The following is an 18,147-nucleotide window of genomic DNA, read 5'->3' as shown; positions in this document are numbered from 1 at the left end:
CTCAGGGCTCCGCGAAGAACTGGCTCGGCGTCTGCCCGAAGTGCTTGCGGAACATGGTGGCGAAGGCGCCGGGGCTGTCGTAGCCCAGGCGCAGCGCGATGTCGATGATCTTCTCGCCATCGGCCAGCAGTTCCAGCGCGCGCAGCAGCCGGGCCTGCTGGCGCCACTGGCCGAAGGTCATGCCGGTCTCCTTCGCGAACAGGCGCTGGATGGTCTTCACGTCGAGCGACAGCCTCTCGGCCCAGTCGGCCAGCGTGGAGGCATCGTCCAGGCGCTGCTGCAGCCGTTCGCAGATGCGCAACAGCCGCGGGTCGGCGGGCATCTGCAGGTGCAGCGGCAGCACCGGCAGGCCGCGCAGCTCGTCGAGGATGAAGCGCATCAGCCGGCCGTCGCGGGTGCCGGGCGCATAGGGCTGCTTCACCTCCATCGCCGCGCGGATCAGCTCGCGCAGCAGCGGCGGAATGCCCACGGCCTGCGTGGTCGTCAGGGTGCGGGGCGCGACCTCGGGCTTCACCAGCAGGCTGCGCATGTGGACCTCGCCGACGCAGCGGATCTCGTGCGCCATGCCCGCGGCCATCCAGATGGCGCGCGTGGGCGGCACCACCCAGCGGCCGGCCTCGGCCTGCACCACCATCACGCCGCGCAGGGCATAGATGAGCTGGTGCTTGGTGTGCCGGTGCGATTTGATGTGCCAGCCGGCCGGATAGTCGGTGGCGCGGCCCGCGATCGGCGAGGACTCGCCCTCGATCTCGCGCAGCACCTCGGGCAATGACTTGGGACGGCGCGGGAGGTTCATGTCCTTTTCGCGAAAGGTGGTGGTCGGTTGGCGCAAGACAGGCGAGGCGCATCCTCCCATAATTCCGGGGCGCCGGCGGCCCGTTCCTCCCGAACTCGCGCTCCTCGTGCCGGCCGGTCCCGTCTCCCCCGTGTGAAAGTCCCCCATGCCGCCCTCCGCGACCGCTTCCCTCGAATCCCAGGCCACGCCCGCGAGCGCCGCCGCCAGTCCCGCCAAGGCCAAGCCTGCCTTCGGCATCCTGGGCGCCATCAGCAGCGCGCACATGGTCAACGACATGATGCAGTCGCTGATCCTCGCGATGTATCCGATCCTCAAGGGCGCGTTCTCGCTGAGCTTCGCGCAGATCGGCCTGATCACGCTGACCTACCAGCTGACGGCCTCGCTGCTGCAGCCGCTGATCGGCCTGTTCACCGACCGGCGCCCGCAGCCCTATTCGCTGCCCATCGGCATGACGGCCACGCTCATCGGCCTGCTGCTGCTGGCCTTCGCGCCCAGCTTCGGCATCGTGCTGCTGGCCGCGGCCTTCGTGGGGCTCGGCTCGTCGATCTTCCATCCCGAGTCCTCGCGCATCGCGCGGCTCGCCTCGGGCGGCCAGCACGGGCTCGCGCAGTCGGTGTTTCAGGTCGGCGGCAACCTCGGCACGGCCATCGGGCCGCTGCTCGCGGCCGCGGTCATCGTGCCCTTCGGCCAGCACAGCGTGGCCTGGTTCGGCCTGGCCGCGCTGCTGGGCATCGGCCTGCTGCTGCAGGTGAGCCGCTGGTATGCCTTCCACCACGTCGCGGCCGGCGTGCGCAAGAAGGCGGCGGCCGAGTCGCCCTATTCGCGCCGCGTGGTGCTGGGCGCCATCACGGTGCTGCTGGTGCTGATCTTCTCCAAGTACTTCTACGTGGCGGGCATCAGCAGCTTCTACACCTTCTACCTGATGGACCGCTTCGGCCTCACGGTGCAGAGCGCGCAGCTGCACCTGTTCTTCTTCCTGTTCGCCTCGGCCGTGGGCACGGTGCTCGGCGGGCCGGTCGGCGACCGCATCGGCCGCAAGCCGGTGATCTGGGTGTCGATCCTGGGCGTGGCGCCGTTCGCGCTGCTGCTGCCGCACGCGGACCTGTTCTGGACCACCACGCTGACCATCGTCATCGGGCTGGTGCTGTCCTCGGCCTTCTCGGCCATCCTCGTCTATGCGCAGGAGTTGATGCCAGGCAAGGTCGGCATGGTCTCGGGCCTGTTCTTCGGCTTCGCCTTCGGCATGGGTGGCCTGGGCGCCGCGGTGCTGGGCCTGCTGGCCGACCACACCAGCATCGCCTTCGTCTACCAGGCGATCGCCTACCTGCCGCTGCTCGGCGTGGTCGCGGCGCTGTTGCCCGGAAAATCGCGCAAGTCGTAGCTCCCCCTTGTCCGCCGCATGCCCTCCACCCGAATCTTTCGCGGCGCCGATGCGCTGATCGAATGCCTGCGCGCGGCCCGCGTCGCGCGCATCTTCACGCTCTCGGGCAACCACGTCATGCCGGTGTTCGACGCGGCCTTCGGCTCGGGCATCGAACTCGTGCACGTGCGCCACGAGGCCAGCACCGTGCACATGGCCGATGCCTGGTCGCGGGTGTCGGGCGAGGTCGGCATCGCGCTCGTCACCGGCGGTCCCGGCCATGCGAATGCCGTGGCCGCGCTGTACACCGCGCAGATGGCCGAGGCGCCGGTGGTGCTGCTGTCGGGCCATGCGCCGAACGACCAGCTGGGCCAGGGTGCGTTCCAGGAGATGCGCCAGGCCGACATGGCCGAGCCGGTCTGCAAGGCGTCGTGGCGCTGCGCCAGTGCCGACGCGGTGGCGGGCGATGTCGCGAAGGCCATCCGTATCGCGAGGTCGGGGCGGCCCGGGCCGGTGCACCTGAGCCTGCCGAGCGATGTGCTCGAGGGCGCGACCACCGTGCCCGCTTTCGGCCCTGAAGCCTTCGCGCCCGAGCAGCGGTTGCTCGACCCCGCGCTCGCGACCGCGCTGGCCCGGCAGCTCGCCGAGGCCGAGCGCCCGCTGATCCTCGCGGGCCCGTCCTGCCTCACGCGCGATGGGCGCGCGCTGATCGCCGCGCTGGAGCAGGCCACGGGCGTGCCGGTCGCCGGCATGGAGAGCCCGCGCGGCATCGGCGATGCGAGCCTCGGCGCCTTCGCGCAACTGCTGGCGCGCGCGGACTGCGTGCTGCTGCTGGGTAAGCGCCTCGACTTCACGCTGAAGTTCGGCACCGCGCTGGCCGCCGATGCACGGGTCCATCAGATCGATCCCGATGCGGATGAGCTCGCGCGCAGCCGCCGTGCCCTCCGCGAGCGCCTGCGCACCGAAGCGCAGGCCGATGCCTGGCCCGCGATGCAGGCGCTGACAGCGGCCGCGGCTCGCGCCCGGGATCCGTCGTGGCTGCGGGAAGCGCATGCATGGCTGGCCTACCGCCCAGCGGCCTGGGACGAAGCGCGCGCCTCGCTGCCGCAGCGCCTGCATCCGGCGCAGATGCTGCGGCCGCTGCAGGCCCTGCTCGACAGTCATCCCGAGTCGGTGCTGGTCTGCGATGGCGGCGAGATCGGCCAGTGGGCCATGGCCTGCCTGAGCGCGCCGCACCGCGTCAACAACGGCGTGGCGGGCGCGATCGGCGCCGGACTCGCCTATGCGCTCGGCGCGCGCTGCGCGCAGCCCGAGGCACCGGTAATCGCCGTCATGGGCGACGGCACCGTGGGCTTCCACATCGCCGAGTTCGACACCGCCATCCGGCACCGCCTGCCCTTCGTGGCTGTGGTGGGCAACGATGCGCGCTGGAACGCCGAGTACCAGATCCAGCTGCGCGACTACGGGCCCGAGCGCCTGATCGGTTGCGAGCTGCGGCCCACGCGCTACGACGCGGTGGCGCAGGCCTTCGGCGCGCACGGCGAACTCGTCACCGAAGCCGATGCGCTGCCCGACGCGGCACGGCGCGCGCTCGCCAGCGGCAAGCCCGCCTGCCTCAACGTGATGATCGAGGGATTGCCCGCGCCGCAGATCCGGCGCGAGGGTTGAGGGGGCGCCGGCCACGGGCGCCCGAAGTCAGTCGATTGGCGCCGCAGGGATAGTGCGGCCGATTCCAGCGCGATCAAGAATTTCACGGCCTCTGGAAGAAGGCGTGGTCCCCGCTCCGGCTCAGGCGTGGGGTCTTGTGAATTCGAACCGAACACGTTGGAGACACATCTTGACCAAGACAGAGAATCTCGCGCGGTGGATCCGCGCGCTGCTCGTGGCGCTGGCCTGCGGCGCACTCGCCTCGTGGGCCCAGGCGGCCACCGACATTGCCAACACCCTCGTGCGCACCTGCTCGAACCAGCTCGATGGTTCGCAGTACGCCGACGCCGTGCTCGACGACTTTCGCGGCAGCCGCTTTCCCTCGCCGAAGACCGGTGGCTTCAAGGTCACATCCGTCCAGCAGGTCTGGCTCGCGCTGCCGGCCTACTGCCTGGTCAAGGGCACGATCCAGCCCACCTCGCCCGGCGGCGTCGACCCGGCCGTGAAGGACCCGAGCTACCGCGTGCGCGACATCAACTACCAGATCTACATCCCGGCACAGTGGAACGGCAAGTTTGTGCAGCTCGGCGGCGGAGGCTTCGCCTGGAAGTCCGACGTGGTCGCCGCCGGCACGCAGACCAGCCAGCAGTTCGCGCTCCCGCTGCAGGGCGTGGCGCTGGCCAACTACGCCGTGGTGCTCAGCGACGCGGGCGCCGACGGCTCGAACGGCGCCTTCGATCCCGATTTCGTGCGCCCGGGCCGCAATCTCGCCGATGTCGCCAAGCAGGAGATGGTGAAGAACTTCGGGCAGGACTCGATCAAGAAATCGCTCGACGTCGGCCTGTACCTGCTGAAGAAGCTCACCGGCGCGGCACCCACCGACACCTACTTCGTCGGCATCTCAACCGGCGGCCGGCAGGCGCTCAAGGCCATCGCCAACTGGCCCGACGCGTATGACGGTGTCGTCGCGGGCGCGCCGCCGGTCGACGAGACCAACCTGCTGAAGACCTTGCAGGTGCCCGACACCGTCAACGACTGGACGACCAACTGGGCCAGCGCCTCCGCCATGCTCACCAGCCTGTTCGGCCAGGACGTGTCGCCCCAGACCCTGAGCGACGGCATGGGCGCGACCTCGCGCTACCTGGCGGATGTCGCGATCGAATCGGGCGCCGACTACGACGGTTACCACCGTCTGCTCGACCAGCTGGCTCCGGTGTGGAACGTGCGGCCCGACGAGCTCGTGCCCTTCCTGCGGATGTCGGCGCGGCAGAAGCGGGAAGGCGGCAAGGGCAAGAAGATCGTGATCTACCAGGGCACCTCCGACTTCCTCGTGCCCTGCACGCAGGCCGGCGAATTCGTCAGGCAGCTGAACGGCCTGCCCGCGGGTGGACAGGTCGCGGCCGCCGACATCCGCAACACCGTGCGCGCCTATTTCGTCGAGGACTACAGCCATGGCTTCTACAACACGAATGCCGTGCTCAAGCGGCTCGGTCTCACGCCCCTGCAGCTGAACTGGAACGCGCTGGCCGATCTCGACCGCTGGGTGCACGACGACCAGGCGCGGGGTGGGGCGCCTTCGCTGGCGCGCAATGCTTCGGGGGAGATTCCGACGGGGCAGGCCTTGAGTGCTTGGAGGTGTGTCGCGGCGCCCTGAGAAAGGTCACCGGCTGGGGTCTGGCGCGGAGATCGGCGGTGCCGGATGTTCCGGAATTTCGTCGAATATCGGAAAAGAACGAAATAACGGAACATGCGTCGGGCGTCATGTGTCGGTGGTCAAAGTTGCTGCAATGGACCGGCTCGCAGCTCAATGGCTTGAGCATTGTTCTTGACCATCGCGCGCAGCGTTGTTCGAATTTCGTGCGCCGAGAGTCAACTTTCCTGGGATGTTGCTGGTCCATTGCCCTCCGCTCAGTCCCTTCGTCACACCACCCTCGAGGATCGCAGTGCGAGCGATTGACGGTGCTGTTGTGATAGCAAAGGCCATTGCGATGGCAGAGTTCGTCATGGCGCAAGTTTGTGGCCTGGCCCACCCGCTGCCGCCGCTGCCTCCTCGTAAGCGCGCGGCCATGTCATCGAAATCGGAAGCATGCGCACGCGGCTAGACTTCCGCTATCGGCCAACAGCGGACGCTCTAATCTAGGCCAGCATTCACCCCGAGGCAGGAACCAAGACGTCGAGGCGCGAGCGATAGCGATGCCATCTTCGACAAGAACAACTCAGAGGCTTGAGGAGAAGGAACTATGGCTGTAACGCTACTCATCATCTACACGGTGCTCTACTTTGTAGGCTACTGCGGAGCCCTGGGCCTCAACCTACTTGCCAAGCGAGACTTTGTGCCTACCCGAACAGCGGGGGTCATCTTGGTTCTTGCCGCTTGTGCGGTGTATTTCTTCTTCACAATTCAAGCGCTACTCGCATTGGAAATGGAACGCCTTTCAAGCCACGACCAAGGACGAATCGTCGGAGAGATGCTTGCAAACGTGCTCCTTCCTTTGACGGTAGTACTAATTCTTGTGTCCTTTGCCGCCCGACGCGAACGTCGCAGGCGGAACACAGAGCAGAGGTCCGCCATGATTGACCCCAACGCATGATGTTTGGTGAGAATGTTTCTGGCGCTCTTGAGCCAAGGCAGGATCAGAGGTTGCCGGCCAATACCGGTCTGTGGTCTCTGTCGCTCAACTGATTCGTACACCCCTATGTGGCCCTTCAAGAAACGCGTGGCTGTCTCGCCAGCGCACTCCATCCCGCCTTCAGAAAAGGTTGTAGAGGCCTCAGTCGATGGAGACGGTCCGACTTATTGCCGCATTGAATTCGAGTCGGATGGCGAGAGACCCTTGCGGCGGTTGACGGATTTTTTTGACCTCTTGAAGGTTGCGAAAGATCGTGATGAGCCCTCAGATGAGTCGCAACTATTGGCGTTTCTGAGCGACGGTGAGCGCTCCTACTTTTCGAACCTGACCCCCGCCGAAGTTGCTGAGTGGAATGCATATTGGTTCTCCACTTCGCTCCCAGAGCGGCATTCCCCTGAGATGCTGACTCCACAGTGGGATTTCGCTTCCATGCTTGATGCCATTTGGAATGGGGACTACGACCTTATTGCAATCCAACCGCGAGCGTCACGGCATGTGTTGGGGTTCAATCCCCATGGCTACCCATACGGTGGTACCGGCAGTCTAGTTGCGCTAGTGGAGTGTTTCGGCCATCAAGTCGTCGGCATCGATGACGGGACTGGATATAAGGAACATGTGCCACGTACGAACATCTGGAAGCCGTCCGCCAGTCCTGGCGCCTGATCTCACATTGCGGCCGCAACGAATGCCTGCTTTCGAGCAAGCTAGATGACGGCTTTGGGCCCGAAGCGGCTGTTCGCCTGTGCCGAAAGCAGTCGTTGCTACGCGAACCTACTCGACTCCCAACGGCAGCCCGGACGCGCCGTCCAATTTGCTAATACGCCAGCGGCCAGGCTCGACATACTCAAAGTCGATCTTGTAGTCGAAGGTCGCACTGACGCTTAGCAACATGACACAGAACTTCCGTCCGTCCGAGCCCATTCGCTCGCGAAGCGTCGAGGCCAAATCGTTCATGTATCTGTAGAAGTCTGAATTTTTCAACGCGGACAGCAGGGTGACGTTGTCTGCAGCCTCGTATGAAGCGTTTGACCCCATCTTCAAATCGCTCGCCTCGAATCTGAAGAACGCTCGGCTCCATCCTGGAACGTCGCGCTGGAGCAAATCCATGAAGGTCTTGGCGAGTTCGATGACGACTTCATCTTTGCTCTGACTTTGCATTTGGGTACTGGGGGGTGCTGAAGTTCAGTGTCTGGTCCTGGCCCCATTTTGCCCATTGCGCTGTCGCCTCAATGAGTCACCGTCGCCGGATAGGAAAAGGGCCCCGACGAGCAGCGGAACCGACACCAGTAGACCAATGACCGCTACGTAGATGCCGCCGACGGTGGCGAACATCAATATGGATGCGATGTTGTAGGAACCGATGAGGCATTCTCCGAGCGCGTACGGATTCGGATTGCAGCCCGGAAGCATCCAGATCAACACTTGGCCAATCAGCGCAATGCCGAGTGGCCCCAAGACGACAGCGGCAGCGCCAAGTATCAAGGTTCTAGGTGAGAGCATCCCGGGGCCTCTGTCGTGCTTCTACTCCCGTTCAGGGGCTGACTTCGTGTGACCGGTCCTGGCCGACTGAGACCAGTCACTCGACAAGCGTGCGCGGCTCCTCGACCAGGCGAATCCTAACGCCGCCGGTGGCGCGTAGCGACAACACTACCTCCTCAAGATTGTCAGGCTGCTCAAGCAAGCCGTCTTCCACTAGAGCGCGTCGGGCCAGGTCGAGGTTGCGGACAGTGAAAGTTAGAGCCCGAATTGCGTCTCGCTCTCCCAGCACCACCGAAAGTTCCATGTCGTCTGCAATCTTGATGGGCACGCAGAACGAACGAGAAAGTCGCTGCCATTTCTCCGTCGCCGCTGGCACGTCTGGCGTGGTCAGTTCGATTCCGCTCAACCGCTCAAACCCGAGCCGACCTCCTGAGACAGCTTCAAGCGCAGCCTGCTGGTCTGCTCGACGCTGGTTCAAGCTCAATCCGTGCTTCCAAGGCGCAATGGGTGCCATGTCACCCCACTCACAAACGAAAACGCAGAACGAATCGCTGGAAAGGTCGAGAACCACCGAATTGGTGAAGTTCGTATGAGCGTCTCCGTTCACATTCCTTGATACGAAGGCTCGCGGCGCCTTGCAACTCAGTCCTGACGCCTGGATGCTCGCCACTGTCTCCTCGAGCCTCACGGGAGCGAGGGCAATCTGGTGGAACAAAGGAAGCGGGCAATCCGCCGGCAAGTCGGCGTTGTCCGCGGCTGCCCAGATTTCGAGATTGGTGTTGCCGACTCCAACCCAACCATAGGTGGCAAACGGCGCATGCTGCAGGGGCCAGGTCACTGGAAGACCAAGCTGCTGATGCAGGAGCTCGAACAGCGGCTCAGCTGCAGCGGTGCGAAGCACGACGTGGTCGACTCCAAGGTATGGGCGCTCTGCCATCTGATCTCCGTCATCAATGCCGCCGAATGGCTGCTTTCAGGCGAATTGTGCCCAGCTATCAGAGGACCGCTCTTGGCCGGATTCTGCCGTAAGGTCATGACGCCGAGGAGCCCAAGCGGAAGCTCGTTGTTTTCGGAAGCGGACCTTCAATCTGACTGTCTCCCCTCATAAGCCGCTGGCGCAACATTCCACAGAGTCGACGCGCGGGCGCGCGTGGTCAGAAGTCCAATCAGTTCTCCTTCACCATCAAAAACGGGAATGTTGGCTGGGCTGTAGACACCTCGACCCGGGCCGTTGTACGAGCCAGGATAGACAAATGCCGCGTCGACCACACCGAAGTCGCATTCCGCATGTTTGAGCAGGGGCAGTTTGACGTCCAAAAGCTGGTAGTCAGTTCCGCCGCAACACAACGCACGTGGCTGATGAAGACGGCTCATCCGCCATCGCAGATAGGTTCGAATTCGAGCTGCTGATTGAGGCAATTCAAAATTCAGCGTCTGCTCTGGATACTCTACAACTTTTCCTGCGCGAACCGCACCGTAGGAAGCTTCAAAAGTATGCAAAGGCTGGATGTCTTCTACCACGCAGAGTTTGGCGCACGTCTTACACCATCCAGGTCTGACCGGAATTGGAAATGTCTCGGCGTCAAGCAATTGAGCACCAAGTGGTGTTTCTCCGAAGTAGTAGACGGGGTCCTGAAATTCGAAGCTGAATTGCGTATTACAGCCAGTGCAAACGTAGTAGCTAGGGAACTCAAACATGCTCGCATTCGTCCTTGATACACCTTGAACGTCGGCTGATACCCGGAAGCAGCGTTTAGACTGCGGGGTCTGCGACGACAAATCCATCGTCGCTGGCAGTCCATCGGATGCCTAGTACCGCCTCCTCTTTGGCAATCTCCAAGTCCGCGTAGAAGGAAGGGCTGGGCGCGTAGGAGGCCCACCCCTCGATGCCAGCGGCTTCGTTGTTGAAGTGGTATTGCTCAACAAAACCAAAACTCCCCTCCTCGCGACGAAATAGCGCGATGCGACGTTGGCGGTCTTGTGAGTAGAAGAAGCAGATGTTTTGATTCATCGAGCTATTACGGATAGGTGGGCGAATTTTGCCTTGACCTCAGAGGTCCGAAATTGGCCGCACCCTGTCATTCAGACACAGCCGGAGACAATGGAGCCTCCTTGTAGAGTCGAAGGAATTTGAACATCTTTGGCCATTCATCCCGAGGCTTGAAGACAATCGCCACCTCCCGATTCTCAAGTGCAGATTCAGTCAGGACCAGATGATCTGCGACCTGTTTGGCGTTTTCAAACTCTTTGGCATTCGCCTTACAGACAGCCTTGAAAAAAGGTCCCGAAAGCCAATTCTGTATTTCCGGCTCGCTCTGAAACTTGAGATAACCTGCCAAGGATGCATGAGCCACGGCGACCATAGCGAAGCCTAGCGGGATGTCGTCTCGGACAAGGATGTACATCTTCATCTGTCTATTCACGCCGCAAGCGTGGTGCTCCTCAGGCTGGGGTTAGAACTCTGTTGCAATCAGCCGCGACACTTGATGACCGGTTATGGCCGACTGTAGCCGGTCGCTCAGCCGTCGCGAAGGGGCCCTAAAAGGCTAGTGCATGCTTCGAAAGCGGTCACTCATGAAAGCCTTCTGTGTGGCTCTGACTCAGTGCCTCGCCCCCTATGGATGTAGTTGTCTTCGCAAACAGGACATCCTCGGTTCCACGTGTATAGGGAATGAACGGCACAGTAGGGTGCTTGCTCGCCTGGAGCAAACGAAGCCACTGTCAGTTTCTCGGATCCGGCTTCGACGAATGCTGGCAGTCTTCCCAGCTCAACGTGCGCGTCTTCCCATCCCAGGGATTGGAAGAGTTCAACCGGCTGGCCGACATCCACTGCTGCTCCTAGCAGTCGGTGAACGTCGATTTCCCTCCATCCGGTTTGGGTGGCCATCCACCTCCGAAACTCTCGCTTAGCGTCCGCGCGAATCTTGGCCCACACCGAGAAAACAGCTATTTCAGTCATGTCTTTGGATCCCCCACGGCTCGATTCAATGGCTCCTCCCGATAGACTGGTTGTGGCCGTGAACGGCGGTAGAAAGCCCGCGCTCATTTTGGGGGAAGAATAGGTGCTAGCCCGTTCAACCAAGGCATATCTGACCAGGTCACGTCGCGCTCAAAGGCGGCGCACTCCTCGGAGGTCAGCCACACGCCATGAGCTTCAACGCCGTAAGAGGTGCCGTCTGTTAGCTTCACGGCGCTTGCTATCGAATGCAAGTCACCTCTCAAAAGCAACTCCCGCGGGACCACCGCTGTGAGGAAGACTCGCCCATCGACCTTGCCGGATTGACCAACTTCACACAGCTTATACATGCGCTTTCCGTCACCCAGTTGCACCAATGCCAACTGATAGTCCCGACCCTCTGCGACATCGGCACGCTTCCACATAGACGCACCCCCAAATTCTGAGCCACTATCGAACGACCGGTTCCGGCCGAATCCTGCTACGAAACCGAGGCGGACATTGCACAAAGCGGCCATCGAAGTCGTCCTAGCAGCGGTGATTCGCAGTCTCACACCACTGGGGCCTTTGGAAAGAGCCGCCTGTACTTCTCGACCCATTCCAGGGTCAGTTTGTCTGCCCGGTTTGTCCCGGTCTCGATCACCGCGCCATCGGGGCCGAAGATGGCCCATTCCAGAGCGCGCCCAAACTCACTCAGACGCTTCTTCACAACGACACCATCTTCGTTCCACGTCGTCCCCCAACCGTGCCCCATACCTGCAAACGCAGTCCATTCTTGGCTGAGTTGCCCGTTGTCATGCCACCATCGGCAGTAACCATGCGGAAAACCGTTTAGGCAAGGACGCAACGATTCAACCTGACCGTTGCCGTAGTAGGAGATCGCGATCCCGCTGAAAGGCTCGCCTCGGTAGACAAACCCGTGGTCGTCATCATCGAGCTCGGCGAGGTCGACGGTGAAGTCCGGTACGTCTTTGCTCCAGTCAAACTCATCTGCGTCAGTCATGCAGGTTCCAGTAATCAATGCCCGCTCTTGGCCGAAATCAGACGCCTGAAAGGGCATTGGCATATTTCAATGGCGTTGCCCTCCCCCAGACAATCGAGCGCAACTGCTGACGATCGAGGCGCTCGCGGACGTCAGCTTCATCCAATCTCGCCGAGAGGTTTCCGACTATGGGAGCGTTCGCGGCCTCGAAGACCCGCACGTCGATCATTGCGACTTCGCCGAGAGCCAGGGGCGGACCCACTTGTTCCATCTGCGGCTCTCGGATGACAGCTTGCGCCAGTGCTCCATAGAAAGTCACCCGATGGCGAGGCACATGGTCAAGAAATACGAGAGGAACAAAACGCCCGTCGGAGCGAGGCAGAAGGGCAAAGTCGCCTCGCTTCAGCTTCGTCGACGTTTTGGGAATGAATGCTTGCTGCATTGACGTGCTGGATGTGTGGTGGGAAAGACCGCTCTTGGCCGGGAGCTGACTAGTGGACATCGCGCGACGGGGGCGCGATGTCTGGAAAGTTTGCGCCGATGAACTCTGCGACGAATTCGTTCGGGTCAACAGGGTTCTGGGCGGCGCGTGCCGCGTCCAGATAGGCGCCCCATATTCGACGGATGGATTCGGGCATCGATTCAGGAAACTCCATCGCGGCGCTTACGATTTCCTGCCAAGTGCCATCGAGGCCAAGTGACTTCGCCAGCATCGGCCGAAGCTCCTCGAGCCCTCGACGCTGGTCGTCACTGAGTTGGTCAATTGCGTCGAGAACGTAGCTGTCCAAGAATCGCAGGAACGGCTTGTCTTGATAGCGGCTCATCAGGTCTCAATGAGTATTCGGTCTACGCGCATAGAAAGTCGCCTTTGTCGCGAATTCCGAGGGTCCGGTGAGTGTCCGGTCCTGGCCGCTACCGGATTCCACCGATTAGCTGCCAGGGACTGGCGGCAACGGCTCGTACGGAAACCGCGATGTCCATTTTTTGGCCTCTCCGTAAGGGTGACCGTCGCCGCGAAAAAGCCATGCGTGCTCCCTCCCCGGTCGTTGCTCCCACAAATAGTAGAACTTCCCAAAAATGTGCCGCGAGTCAAAGTAGCTTGTCGTGACACATATGAAGAGCTCCCGACCCGGCAAGTCGCAAATGAACGACTCCCAGAAATCAAGAAACCCGCCAATCTCTCCCGGATCACCGAAGTCTTTATAGCTAATGCCAAACGTGATGATGTTGCCAGCCCGATTGGGGGCCGACGGCGCGTGGAAGATGCCTTGCCATACCCCATGATTGGTGGGATAGGGTTCACTTGGAAGCATCCCAATCTTCTTGAAAGCAGCTTCCAAGGACTCGGCTCGGTCATCAAGTAATAAATGTCCCGATGCATGGTTTTCGCTCGCCATCGGGTCTCCTTAGATCATGGTCGGCAAATGTTTAGAGTTGGCCGAATTCTGCCTGACAGCGCGACTGACCGGTTGTGGCCGACTGCAACCGAAGGCTTGATGACGGCGTGAGGTCTGTTGTCAGACGTTGCGCTGACGTTCGGCGTTCCAGAGTGGAATTTTTCCTGCGGCTTGTCGAAAAGCGTTGTGCGCTTCCATTAAAGCGTTGCTACCGCGGGAGTTATTTCCTTGGGCGTAGGATGTCCGCGCGATCTCAAGATGCTCTAGAGTTTCAATGTACAGCGCAGCTTTTACGCCATCCTTCGCTCGTTGAGACACATTTCTAACTCCTTGAGACAGTGAGTTGAAAGCCATATCCAGAGTGATTTCATAAGTTACGCATGAATTCAAAAATTCAAAGCGGGGAGCCCCAGCGATCACTCCGACAAATTGATCGTCGACCTCTCTGTGCTTGGACCAGATTGGCAGAGAAAACGAAGTCATGAGACGTGCTCAGAAGTCAACGATAGGTCGGATTCTGACTCAGCAGCGAGTGACCGGTCTTGGCTCGGTTCCGGACATTGGTCTCATTTTGCCGTGCTCGGCCCCAGCGATGCGGCAGCAGTTCGTCAGCCGGTGTCAGGTATGAGAGTGAATGCGCGCCAGCACGCTGCGCAGGCATGCCCACGGGTCCCGGCCGTTGAGCTTGGCAGCCCGCACCAGGCTCATCATCGCCGCCGCGCGCCGCAAGCGACTTGTTGTCCACGAACAGCCAGTTCTTCGTGCCGAGTTTCCAGGGCTCGATCTCTCGGTCGATCAGGTTGTCGTCGATGAATACCGCGCCGTCCTGCGAGTGCAGGACTTCCACGGGCCGGCTGACACGACAAGGCCTCAAAAAGATCCGCCCTGGATCGTCTCGGAAGCCGCACCGCCCACGCCCTCAGCGCACATCATCGAACGCCGCATCGATCTCCTCGACGTTCATCGCCGCATAGCTCGCCGCCGAGCCACCCAGGTCCCACACCGCCTCGCCGCGCTCGACCGCGCGCGCCATCTCTTCTTCCTTGCGCATGCGCGCAAGCGCGGCCTCGACGACCTCGCCGGCCTCGCGGCGCGGCACGCAGACCACGCCGTCGCCATCGGCCATGACCAGGTCGCCCGGCTGCACCAGCACGCCGTCGCAGACCACCGGCGTGTTGACGAAGCCATGGCCGCACTTGTCGGGATGGATCGAAAGGACGTGCGTGGACCAGACCGGCAGGCCCAGCGCCTCGACCGTGTCGGTGTCGCGCACGCAGCCCTGCACCACCACGCCCGCGAGGCCCTTGCGCAGCGCATAGCGTGCCGCCATGTCGCCCCATTGGGCGCCCGAGGTCTCGGCGTCGCAGACCACCACCAGCACGTCGCCGGGCTGCGCGAGGTAGAGCGCGCGGTGCATCATCAGGTTGTCGCCGGGCGCGCAAAAGGCCGTGACGGCCGGGCCCGCGATGCGCGCGCCCTTCTGGATCGGCCGCATGCGGCTGGACATCAGGCCGCCGATGCCGCGCGGCGCGGCCGCTTCGTGCAGGTCGGACACGGTGGCCTCGCGCGCCTTCGCGCACAGGGCCGCTTCCACGCGGTTGACGCGCAGGAACACTCTGGAGCTGTTCACGGTCGCTCTCCGTTCAGTGCGGCACGCAGTAGGCGTCGGCCGCGAGGCGGAAGGTGGTGCGCTTCATCAGCCGCGGCTGGTTGAGCTGCATCTCGTCGCGGCGGTGCATGGTGCAGCCGTTGTCCCACATCATCAGGTCGCCGTTGCGCACCTTGTGGCGGTACACGAGCTCGGCACTGCCGCCGACCTCGAACAGCAGCGGCAGCACGCGCGCGTTCTCGGCCTCGCTCAGGCCCTCGATCGCCACCAGCGTGGTCGGGTCGGCATAGAGCGCCTTGCGGCCGGTCAGCGGATGCGTGAGCACCACGAGGTGGAAGGCATCGGGCAGCTTGGCCATCTCCCTGGCCTGCGCGCTTTCCTTGTCCTTGAGCTCGAGCGTGTTCATGATCGCCATGCGCTTGGCATAGCGGTAGGTGCCGGTGCGGCCGTCGATCAGCGCGCGCACGTCGGCCGGCAGCCGCTCCCACGCGCCGTACTGGTCGGCCCAGTAGATGTCGCCGCCGCCCTTGGGCACCTCGAGGCCGTAGAGCATGGCGCCGGTGGCGGGCTTGACGCGGAAGGTCTGGTCCGAATGCCAGTCGACGTCGTCGCCGCCCGCGAAGCCGCCGACGAAGCGGCCGTCGGCATAGCGCAGGGTGCTGAAGTAGATGATCTCGTCGTGGTAAGGCGACTGGATGTCCTTGCGGTTGGCGCTCTCGCAACGGCCGAACTGCTCGGTGAAGCGCACCTGGTCGGCCTCCTCGAGCGACTGGCGCGGGAACACGATCACCGGCGCGTCCTGCCACAGGCGGCGCACCTGCTCGATGGCGTCGGGGTTGGCGAGGATGTCTTCGATGCGTTCGTCGATCTCGATCACGAAATCGGAATGCAGCGGGCGGACCTTCAGTTCTTGCGCGAGCACGGTCATGGGATGTCTCCTTGGGTGTGTATGAAAGAAGAAAAAAAGGGGAAAGAGGGGGCGGCGCGTCAGTCGGCCTTCATGCCGGCGCTGCGGATGATCTCGGCGTCGGTCAGCCGCTCCGAGCGCAGCCAGGCGACGAGCTGGGCGTAGTCCATCGGCGGCGCGGGCTCGAAGCCGAGTTCGTGCAGGGCCTTGGCGGTCTCCGGAAGCGCGAGGATCTTGCGCATCTCGGCGGCCAGCCGCTCGCGCACCTCCACCGGTGTGCCGCGCGGCGCCATCAGCGCGTTCCAGGCCACCACGCTGAAGCCCTCGAGGCCCTGCTCGGCCACCGGCCGGATCTCGGGCAGCGCGGTCATGGCCTTGGCCGAGGTCACGGCCAGCGGCTTGATCCGGCCGAACTGCGCGCGCGAGGCCGCCACCGTGTCGATCAGCACCGGCACCTGGTTGCCCAGCAGCGCGGTCATCGCCTCGCCCGAACCCTTGTACTTGATCGAGAACAGCGGCACGTTCTGGCGCCGGATCATCTCGAGCACCAGCTGCGCCGTGACGCTGGGCAGCGCCACGTCGACCTTGTCGGGCCGGCTGCGCGCGAGCTTGATGAGTTCGGGCAGCGTCTGCACGCCGAGCGAGGGATGCACCGAGATCACCATTGGGATGAAGGCGGTCGCGACGATCGGGTCGAAGTCCTTCTCGGCGTCGAAGCCGATGTTGTCGTAGAGCGCCGGGTTCATCGCATGCGTGCCCGAGGCGCCCATGATCAGCGTGTAGCCGTCGGGCGTGGCGCGCGCCGCATAGGCGGTGCCGATGTTGCCGAAGGCGCCGGGCCGGTTCTCCACCACCACGCCTTCGTGCAGCGCGGCCGAGAGCTTGGCCGCGAAGTAGCGGGTGGCGATGTCGGTGCTCTGCCCGGGCGGGTAGGCCACCACGATCTTGATCGGCCGGTTCGGATAGCCCTGGGCCAGTGCCCCGGCGGTCAGCGCGAAGGCCAGCGGCAGCGCGGCGAGCCGCCGCGCGAGGCGCAAGAGTGAGGTCATCGTTGTCTCCTTCATGGTTGTGAGGTCGCCGCCCGCGGTGGATCGAAGGCGGTGCCGTTGGCCGCCGGCATGGCGGGCAGGGGAGGGGATGGGTTCGCGAAGGCCTCGGCGTCCGCATTGCGCAGATGGCGCGCGTCGAGCGCGTCGAACGAGGCGCAGCCGATCTGCGCGAGCACCATGTCGATCTCGTTGCGAACGATCTGCAGCGCACGCGCGATGCCGCGCGCACCGCCCGCGGCCGCACCGAACAGCGTGGGCCGTCCGAACAGCGCGAAGCGCGCGCCGAGGCAGCGTGCGATCACGATGTCGGAGCCGCGGCGAACGCCGCTGTCGAGCAGCAACTCCACGCGCTCGCCGACCGCCGCGCGGATCGCGGGCAGCATCTCGAGCGGCGTGGGTGCCACGTCGAGCTGGCGCCCGCCATGGTTCGAGACCACGATCGCATCGACGCCGAGCGCCGCGGCCTGGCGGGCATCGTCGGGATGCAGCAGGCCCTTCACGGCGAGCGGGCCGTTCCAGTCCACGCGGATGCGCTCGAGCGTGCGCCAGGTGATCATCGGCGCCGGTGTCAGCGTGCCGTAGAGGTCGGCGACCTCGGACGCCGAGGCACCCGCGCGGCCATAGGGTGCCCAGTTGCTCATCATCGGGATGCCGCCGCTGCGCAGGTAGCGCAGCACCCAGGCCGGATGGCCGAGCGCTTCGAGCACCACGCCGGGCGTCATCCGGAAGGGGCGCGAGAAGCCGTTGCGGCGGTTGCGCTCGCGGTTCGAGTTCACCGGCACGTCGACCGACACCACCAGCGTGCGCACGCCGGCGTCGCGTGCGCGCTCGACGAGATCGGCGTTGATGCGTTCCTCGCGCGTGCCGTAGATCTGGAACCAGACATGCTCAGGCGCGAGCTTCGCGACCGTCTCGACCGAGGCATTGCTCGCGCTCGACAGCAGGAAGGGCACATCGGCCGCGCGCGCGGCCTGCGCGAGCAGTTCGTCGGCACCCGGATGGAACAGCCCGGCCAAACCCGTGGGCGAGATGCCGAAGGGGCTCGCATGACGCCGGCCCAGCAGTTCGGTGGACTGGTCGCGCCGCGACACATCGACGAGGTAGCGCGGCACCAGCTGGAAGCGGCGGAAGGCCTCGCGGTTGCGCCGCATGCAGTCCTCGTCGTCCACGCCGCCATCGATGAAATCGAAGGCGATCCGCGGCAGCTTGCGCCGTGCCATCGAGCGCAGGTCCTCGAGGTTGACCGCAGTGTCCACGTTCATCGTTTCTCGTCGTGAGTTGTCTCTGCGATCGAGAATATCGAGCGGTCTTTTCGCTGCCCATAGGGCCGGGCAG

At 63.5% G+C, this 18,147-nt stretch carries 20 protein-coding genes; 3 read left to right on the top strand and 17 right to left on the bottom strand.

The window, feature by feature from the left end; translation table 11 throughout:
• Position 1: 1 nt before the first annotated feature.
• Positions 2–796: an AraC family transcriptional regulator gene (locus AC1HIL_RS35475; RefSeq protein ID WP_479668908.1), complete on the bottom strand. Its 795-nt coding sequence runs from the start codon at positions 794–796 to the stop codon at positions 2–4.
• A gap of 145 nt (positions 797–941) precedes the next feature.
• Here AC1HIL_RS35475 and AC1HIL_RS35470 point away from each other — a divergent pair, with 145 nt between their 5' ends.
• From AC1HIL_RS35470 to AC1HIL_RS35460, 3 genes are all read left to right on the top strand, one after another.
• Positions 942–2,177 (top strand): MFS transporter, encoded by a 1,236-nt coding sequence (locus AC1HIL_RS35470; protein WP_479668909.1) that lies wholly within the window; start codon positions 942–944, stop codon positions 2,175–2,177.
• An 18-nt stretch (positions 2,178–2,195) separates the two neighbouring features.
• Positions 2,196–3,824: a thiamine pyrophosphate-binding protein gene (locus AC1HIL_RS35465; protein WP_479668910.1), complete on the top strand. Its 1,629-nt coding sequence runs from the start codon at positions 2,196–2,198 to the stop codon at positions 3,822–3,824.
• A 169-nt stretch (positions 3,825–3,993) separates the two neighbouring features.
• On the top strand, positions 3,994–5,457 hold the full coding sequence (locus tag AC1HIL_RS35460; protein ID WP_479668911.1) for a tannase/feruloyl esterase family alpha/beta hydrolase: 1,464 nt from the start codon (positions 3,994–3,996) through the stop codon (positions 5,455–5,457).
• Positions 5,458–7,204: 1,747 nt separating this feature from the next.
• On the opposite strand, the gene AC1HIL_RS35455 is transcribed toward AC1HIL_RS35460, so the two are convergent.
• The 16 genes from AC1HIL_RS35455 to AC1HIL_RS35380 form a co-directional block, all read right to left on the bottom strand.
• The gene (locus tag AC1HIL_RS35455) at positions 7,205–7,591 is read right to left on the bottom strand and encodes a hypothetical protein (protein WP_479668912.1); all 387 of its coding nucleotides are present in this window, start codon (positions 7,589–7,591) and stop codon (positions 7,205–7,207) included.
• Positions 7,592–8,009: 418 nt separating this feature from the next.
• A complete protein-coding gene (locus tag AC1HIL_RS35450) occupies positions 8,010–8,849 on the bottom strand; it encodes a hypothetical protein (protein ID WP_479668913.1) in 840 nt (279 codons plus the stop codon).
• 146 nt (positions 8,850–8,995) lie between these two features.
• Positions 8,996–9,610, bottom strand: a complete 615-nt coding sequence (locus tag AC1HIL_RS35445) for a hypothetical protein (RefSeq protein ID WP_479668914.1) — start codon at positions 9,608–9,610, stop codon at positions 8,996–8,998.
• A 55-nt stretch (positions 9,611–9,665) separates the two neighbouring features.
• Positions 9,666–9,923, bottom strand: coding sequence for a hypothetical protein (locus tag AC1HIL_RS35440; RefSeq protein ID WP_479668915.1), 258 nt, complete (start codon positions 9,921–9,923; stop codon positions 9,666–9,668).
• A gap of 67 nt (positions 9,924–9,990) precedes the next feature.
• On the bottom strand, positions 9,991–10,323 hold the full coding sequence (locus tag AC1HIL_RS35435) for a peptidyl-tRNA hydrolase (RefSeq protein ID WP_479668916.1): 333 nt from the start codon (positions 10,321–10,323) through the stop codon (positions 9,991–9,993).
• A gap of 631 nt (positions 10,324–10,954) precedes the next feature.
• On the bottom strand, positions 10,955–11,386 hold the full coding sequence (locus tag AC1HIL_RS35430) for a hypothetical protein (protein WP_479668917.1): 432 nt from the start codon (positions 11,384–11,386) through the stop codon (positions 10,955–10,957).
• A 32-nt stretch (positions 11,387–11,418) separates the two neighbouring features.
• Entirely contained in the window at positions 11,419–11,871 is a 453-nt protein-coding gene (locus tag AC1HIL_RS35425; RefSeq protein WP_479668918.1) for a toxin-antitoxin system YwqK family antitoxin, read from the bottom strand.
• A gap of 37 nt (positions 11,872–11,908) precedes the next feature.
• The gene (locus tag AC1HIL_RS35420) at positions 11,909–12,292 is read right to left on the bottom strand and encodes a hypothetical protein (RefSeq protein ID WP_479668919.1); all 384 of its coding nucleotides are present in this window, start codon (positions 12,290–12,292) and stop codon (positions 11,909–11,911) included.
• A gap of 49 nt (positions 12,293–12,341) precedes the next feature.
• Positions 12,342–12,674 (bottom strand): hypothetical protein, encoded by a 333-nt coding sequence (locus AC1HIL_RS35415; protein ID WP_261206124.1) that lies wholly within the window; start codon positions 12,672–12,674, stop codon positions 12,342–12,344.
• 105 nt (positions 12,675–12,779) lie between these two features.
• Positions 12,780–13,247: a hypothetical protein gene (locus AC1HIL_RS35410; protein WP_479668920.1), complete on the bottom strand. Its 468-nt coding sequence runs from the start codon at positions 13,245–13,247 to the stop codon at positions 12,780–12,782.
• 120 nt (positions 13,248–13,367) lie between these two features.
• Positions 13,368–13,730, bottom strand: a complete 363-nt coding sequence (locus AC1HIL_RS35405; protein ID WP_479668921.1) for a hypothetical protein — start codon at positions 13,728–13,730, stop codon at positions 13,368–13,370.
• A gap of 16 nt (positions 13,731–13,746) precedes the next feature.
• The gene (locus AC1HIL_RS35400; protein WP_479668922.1) at positions 13,747–14,094 is read right to left on the bottom strand and encodes a hypothetical protein; all 348 of its coding nucleotides are present in this window, start codon (positions 14,092–14,094) and stop codon (positions 13,747–13,749) included.
• 72 nt (positions 14,095–14,166) lie between these two features.
• Complete coding sequence (locus tag AC1HIL_RS35395) at positions 14,167–14,877, bottom strand: 4-carboxy-4-hydroxy-2-oxoadipate aldolase/oxaloacetate decarboxylase (protein WP_209545831.1); 711 nt, start codon at positions 14,875–14,877, stop codon at positions 14,167–14,169.
• Positions 14,878–14,890: 13 nt separating this feature from the next.
• Positions 14,891–15,784 carry a TauD/TfdA dioxygenase family protein gene (locus AC1HIL_RS35390; protein WP_479668923.1) on the bottom strand — a complete coding sequence of 298 codons (894 nt, stop codon included), beginning with the start codon at positions 15,782–15,784 and terminating at the stop codon, positions 14,891–14,893.
• Positions 15,785–15,843: 59 nt separating this feature from the next.
• Positions 15,844–16,812: a Bug family tripartite tricarboxylate transporter substrate binding protein gene (locus AC1HIL_RS35385; protein WP_479668924.1), complete on the bottom strand. Its 969-nt coding sequence runs from the start codon at positions 16,810–16,812 to the stop codon at positions 15,844–15,846.
• Positions 16,813–16,823: 11 nt separating this feature from the next.
• Complete coding sequence (locus AC1HIL_RS35380) at positions 16,824–18,074, bottom strand: alpha-hydroxy acid oxidase (protein WP_479668926.1); 1,251 nt, start codon at positions 18,072–18,074, stop codon at positions 16,824–16,826.
• Positions 18,075–18,147: the final 73 nt, after the last annotated feature.

Source organism: Variovorax sp. ISS6, from assembly GCF_056523145.1.
The sequence above is the reverse complement of the archived record's forward strand: the minus strand, read 5'-3'. Positions and strand labels throughout refer to the sequence as shown.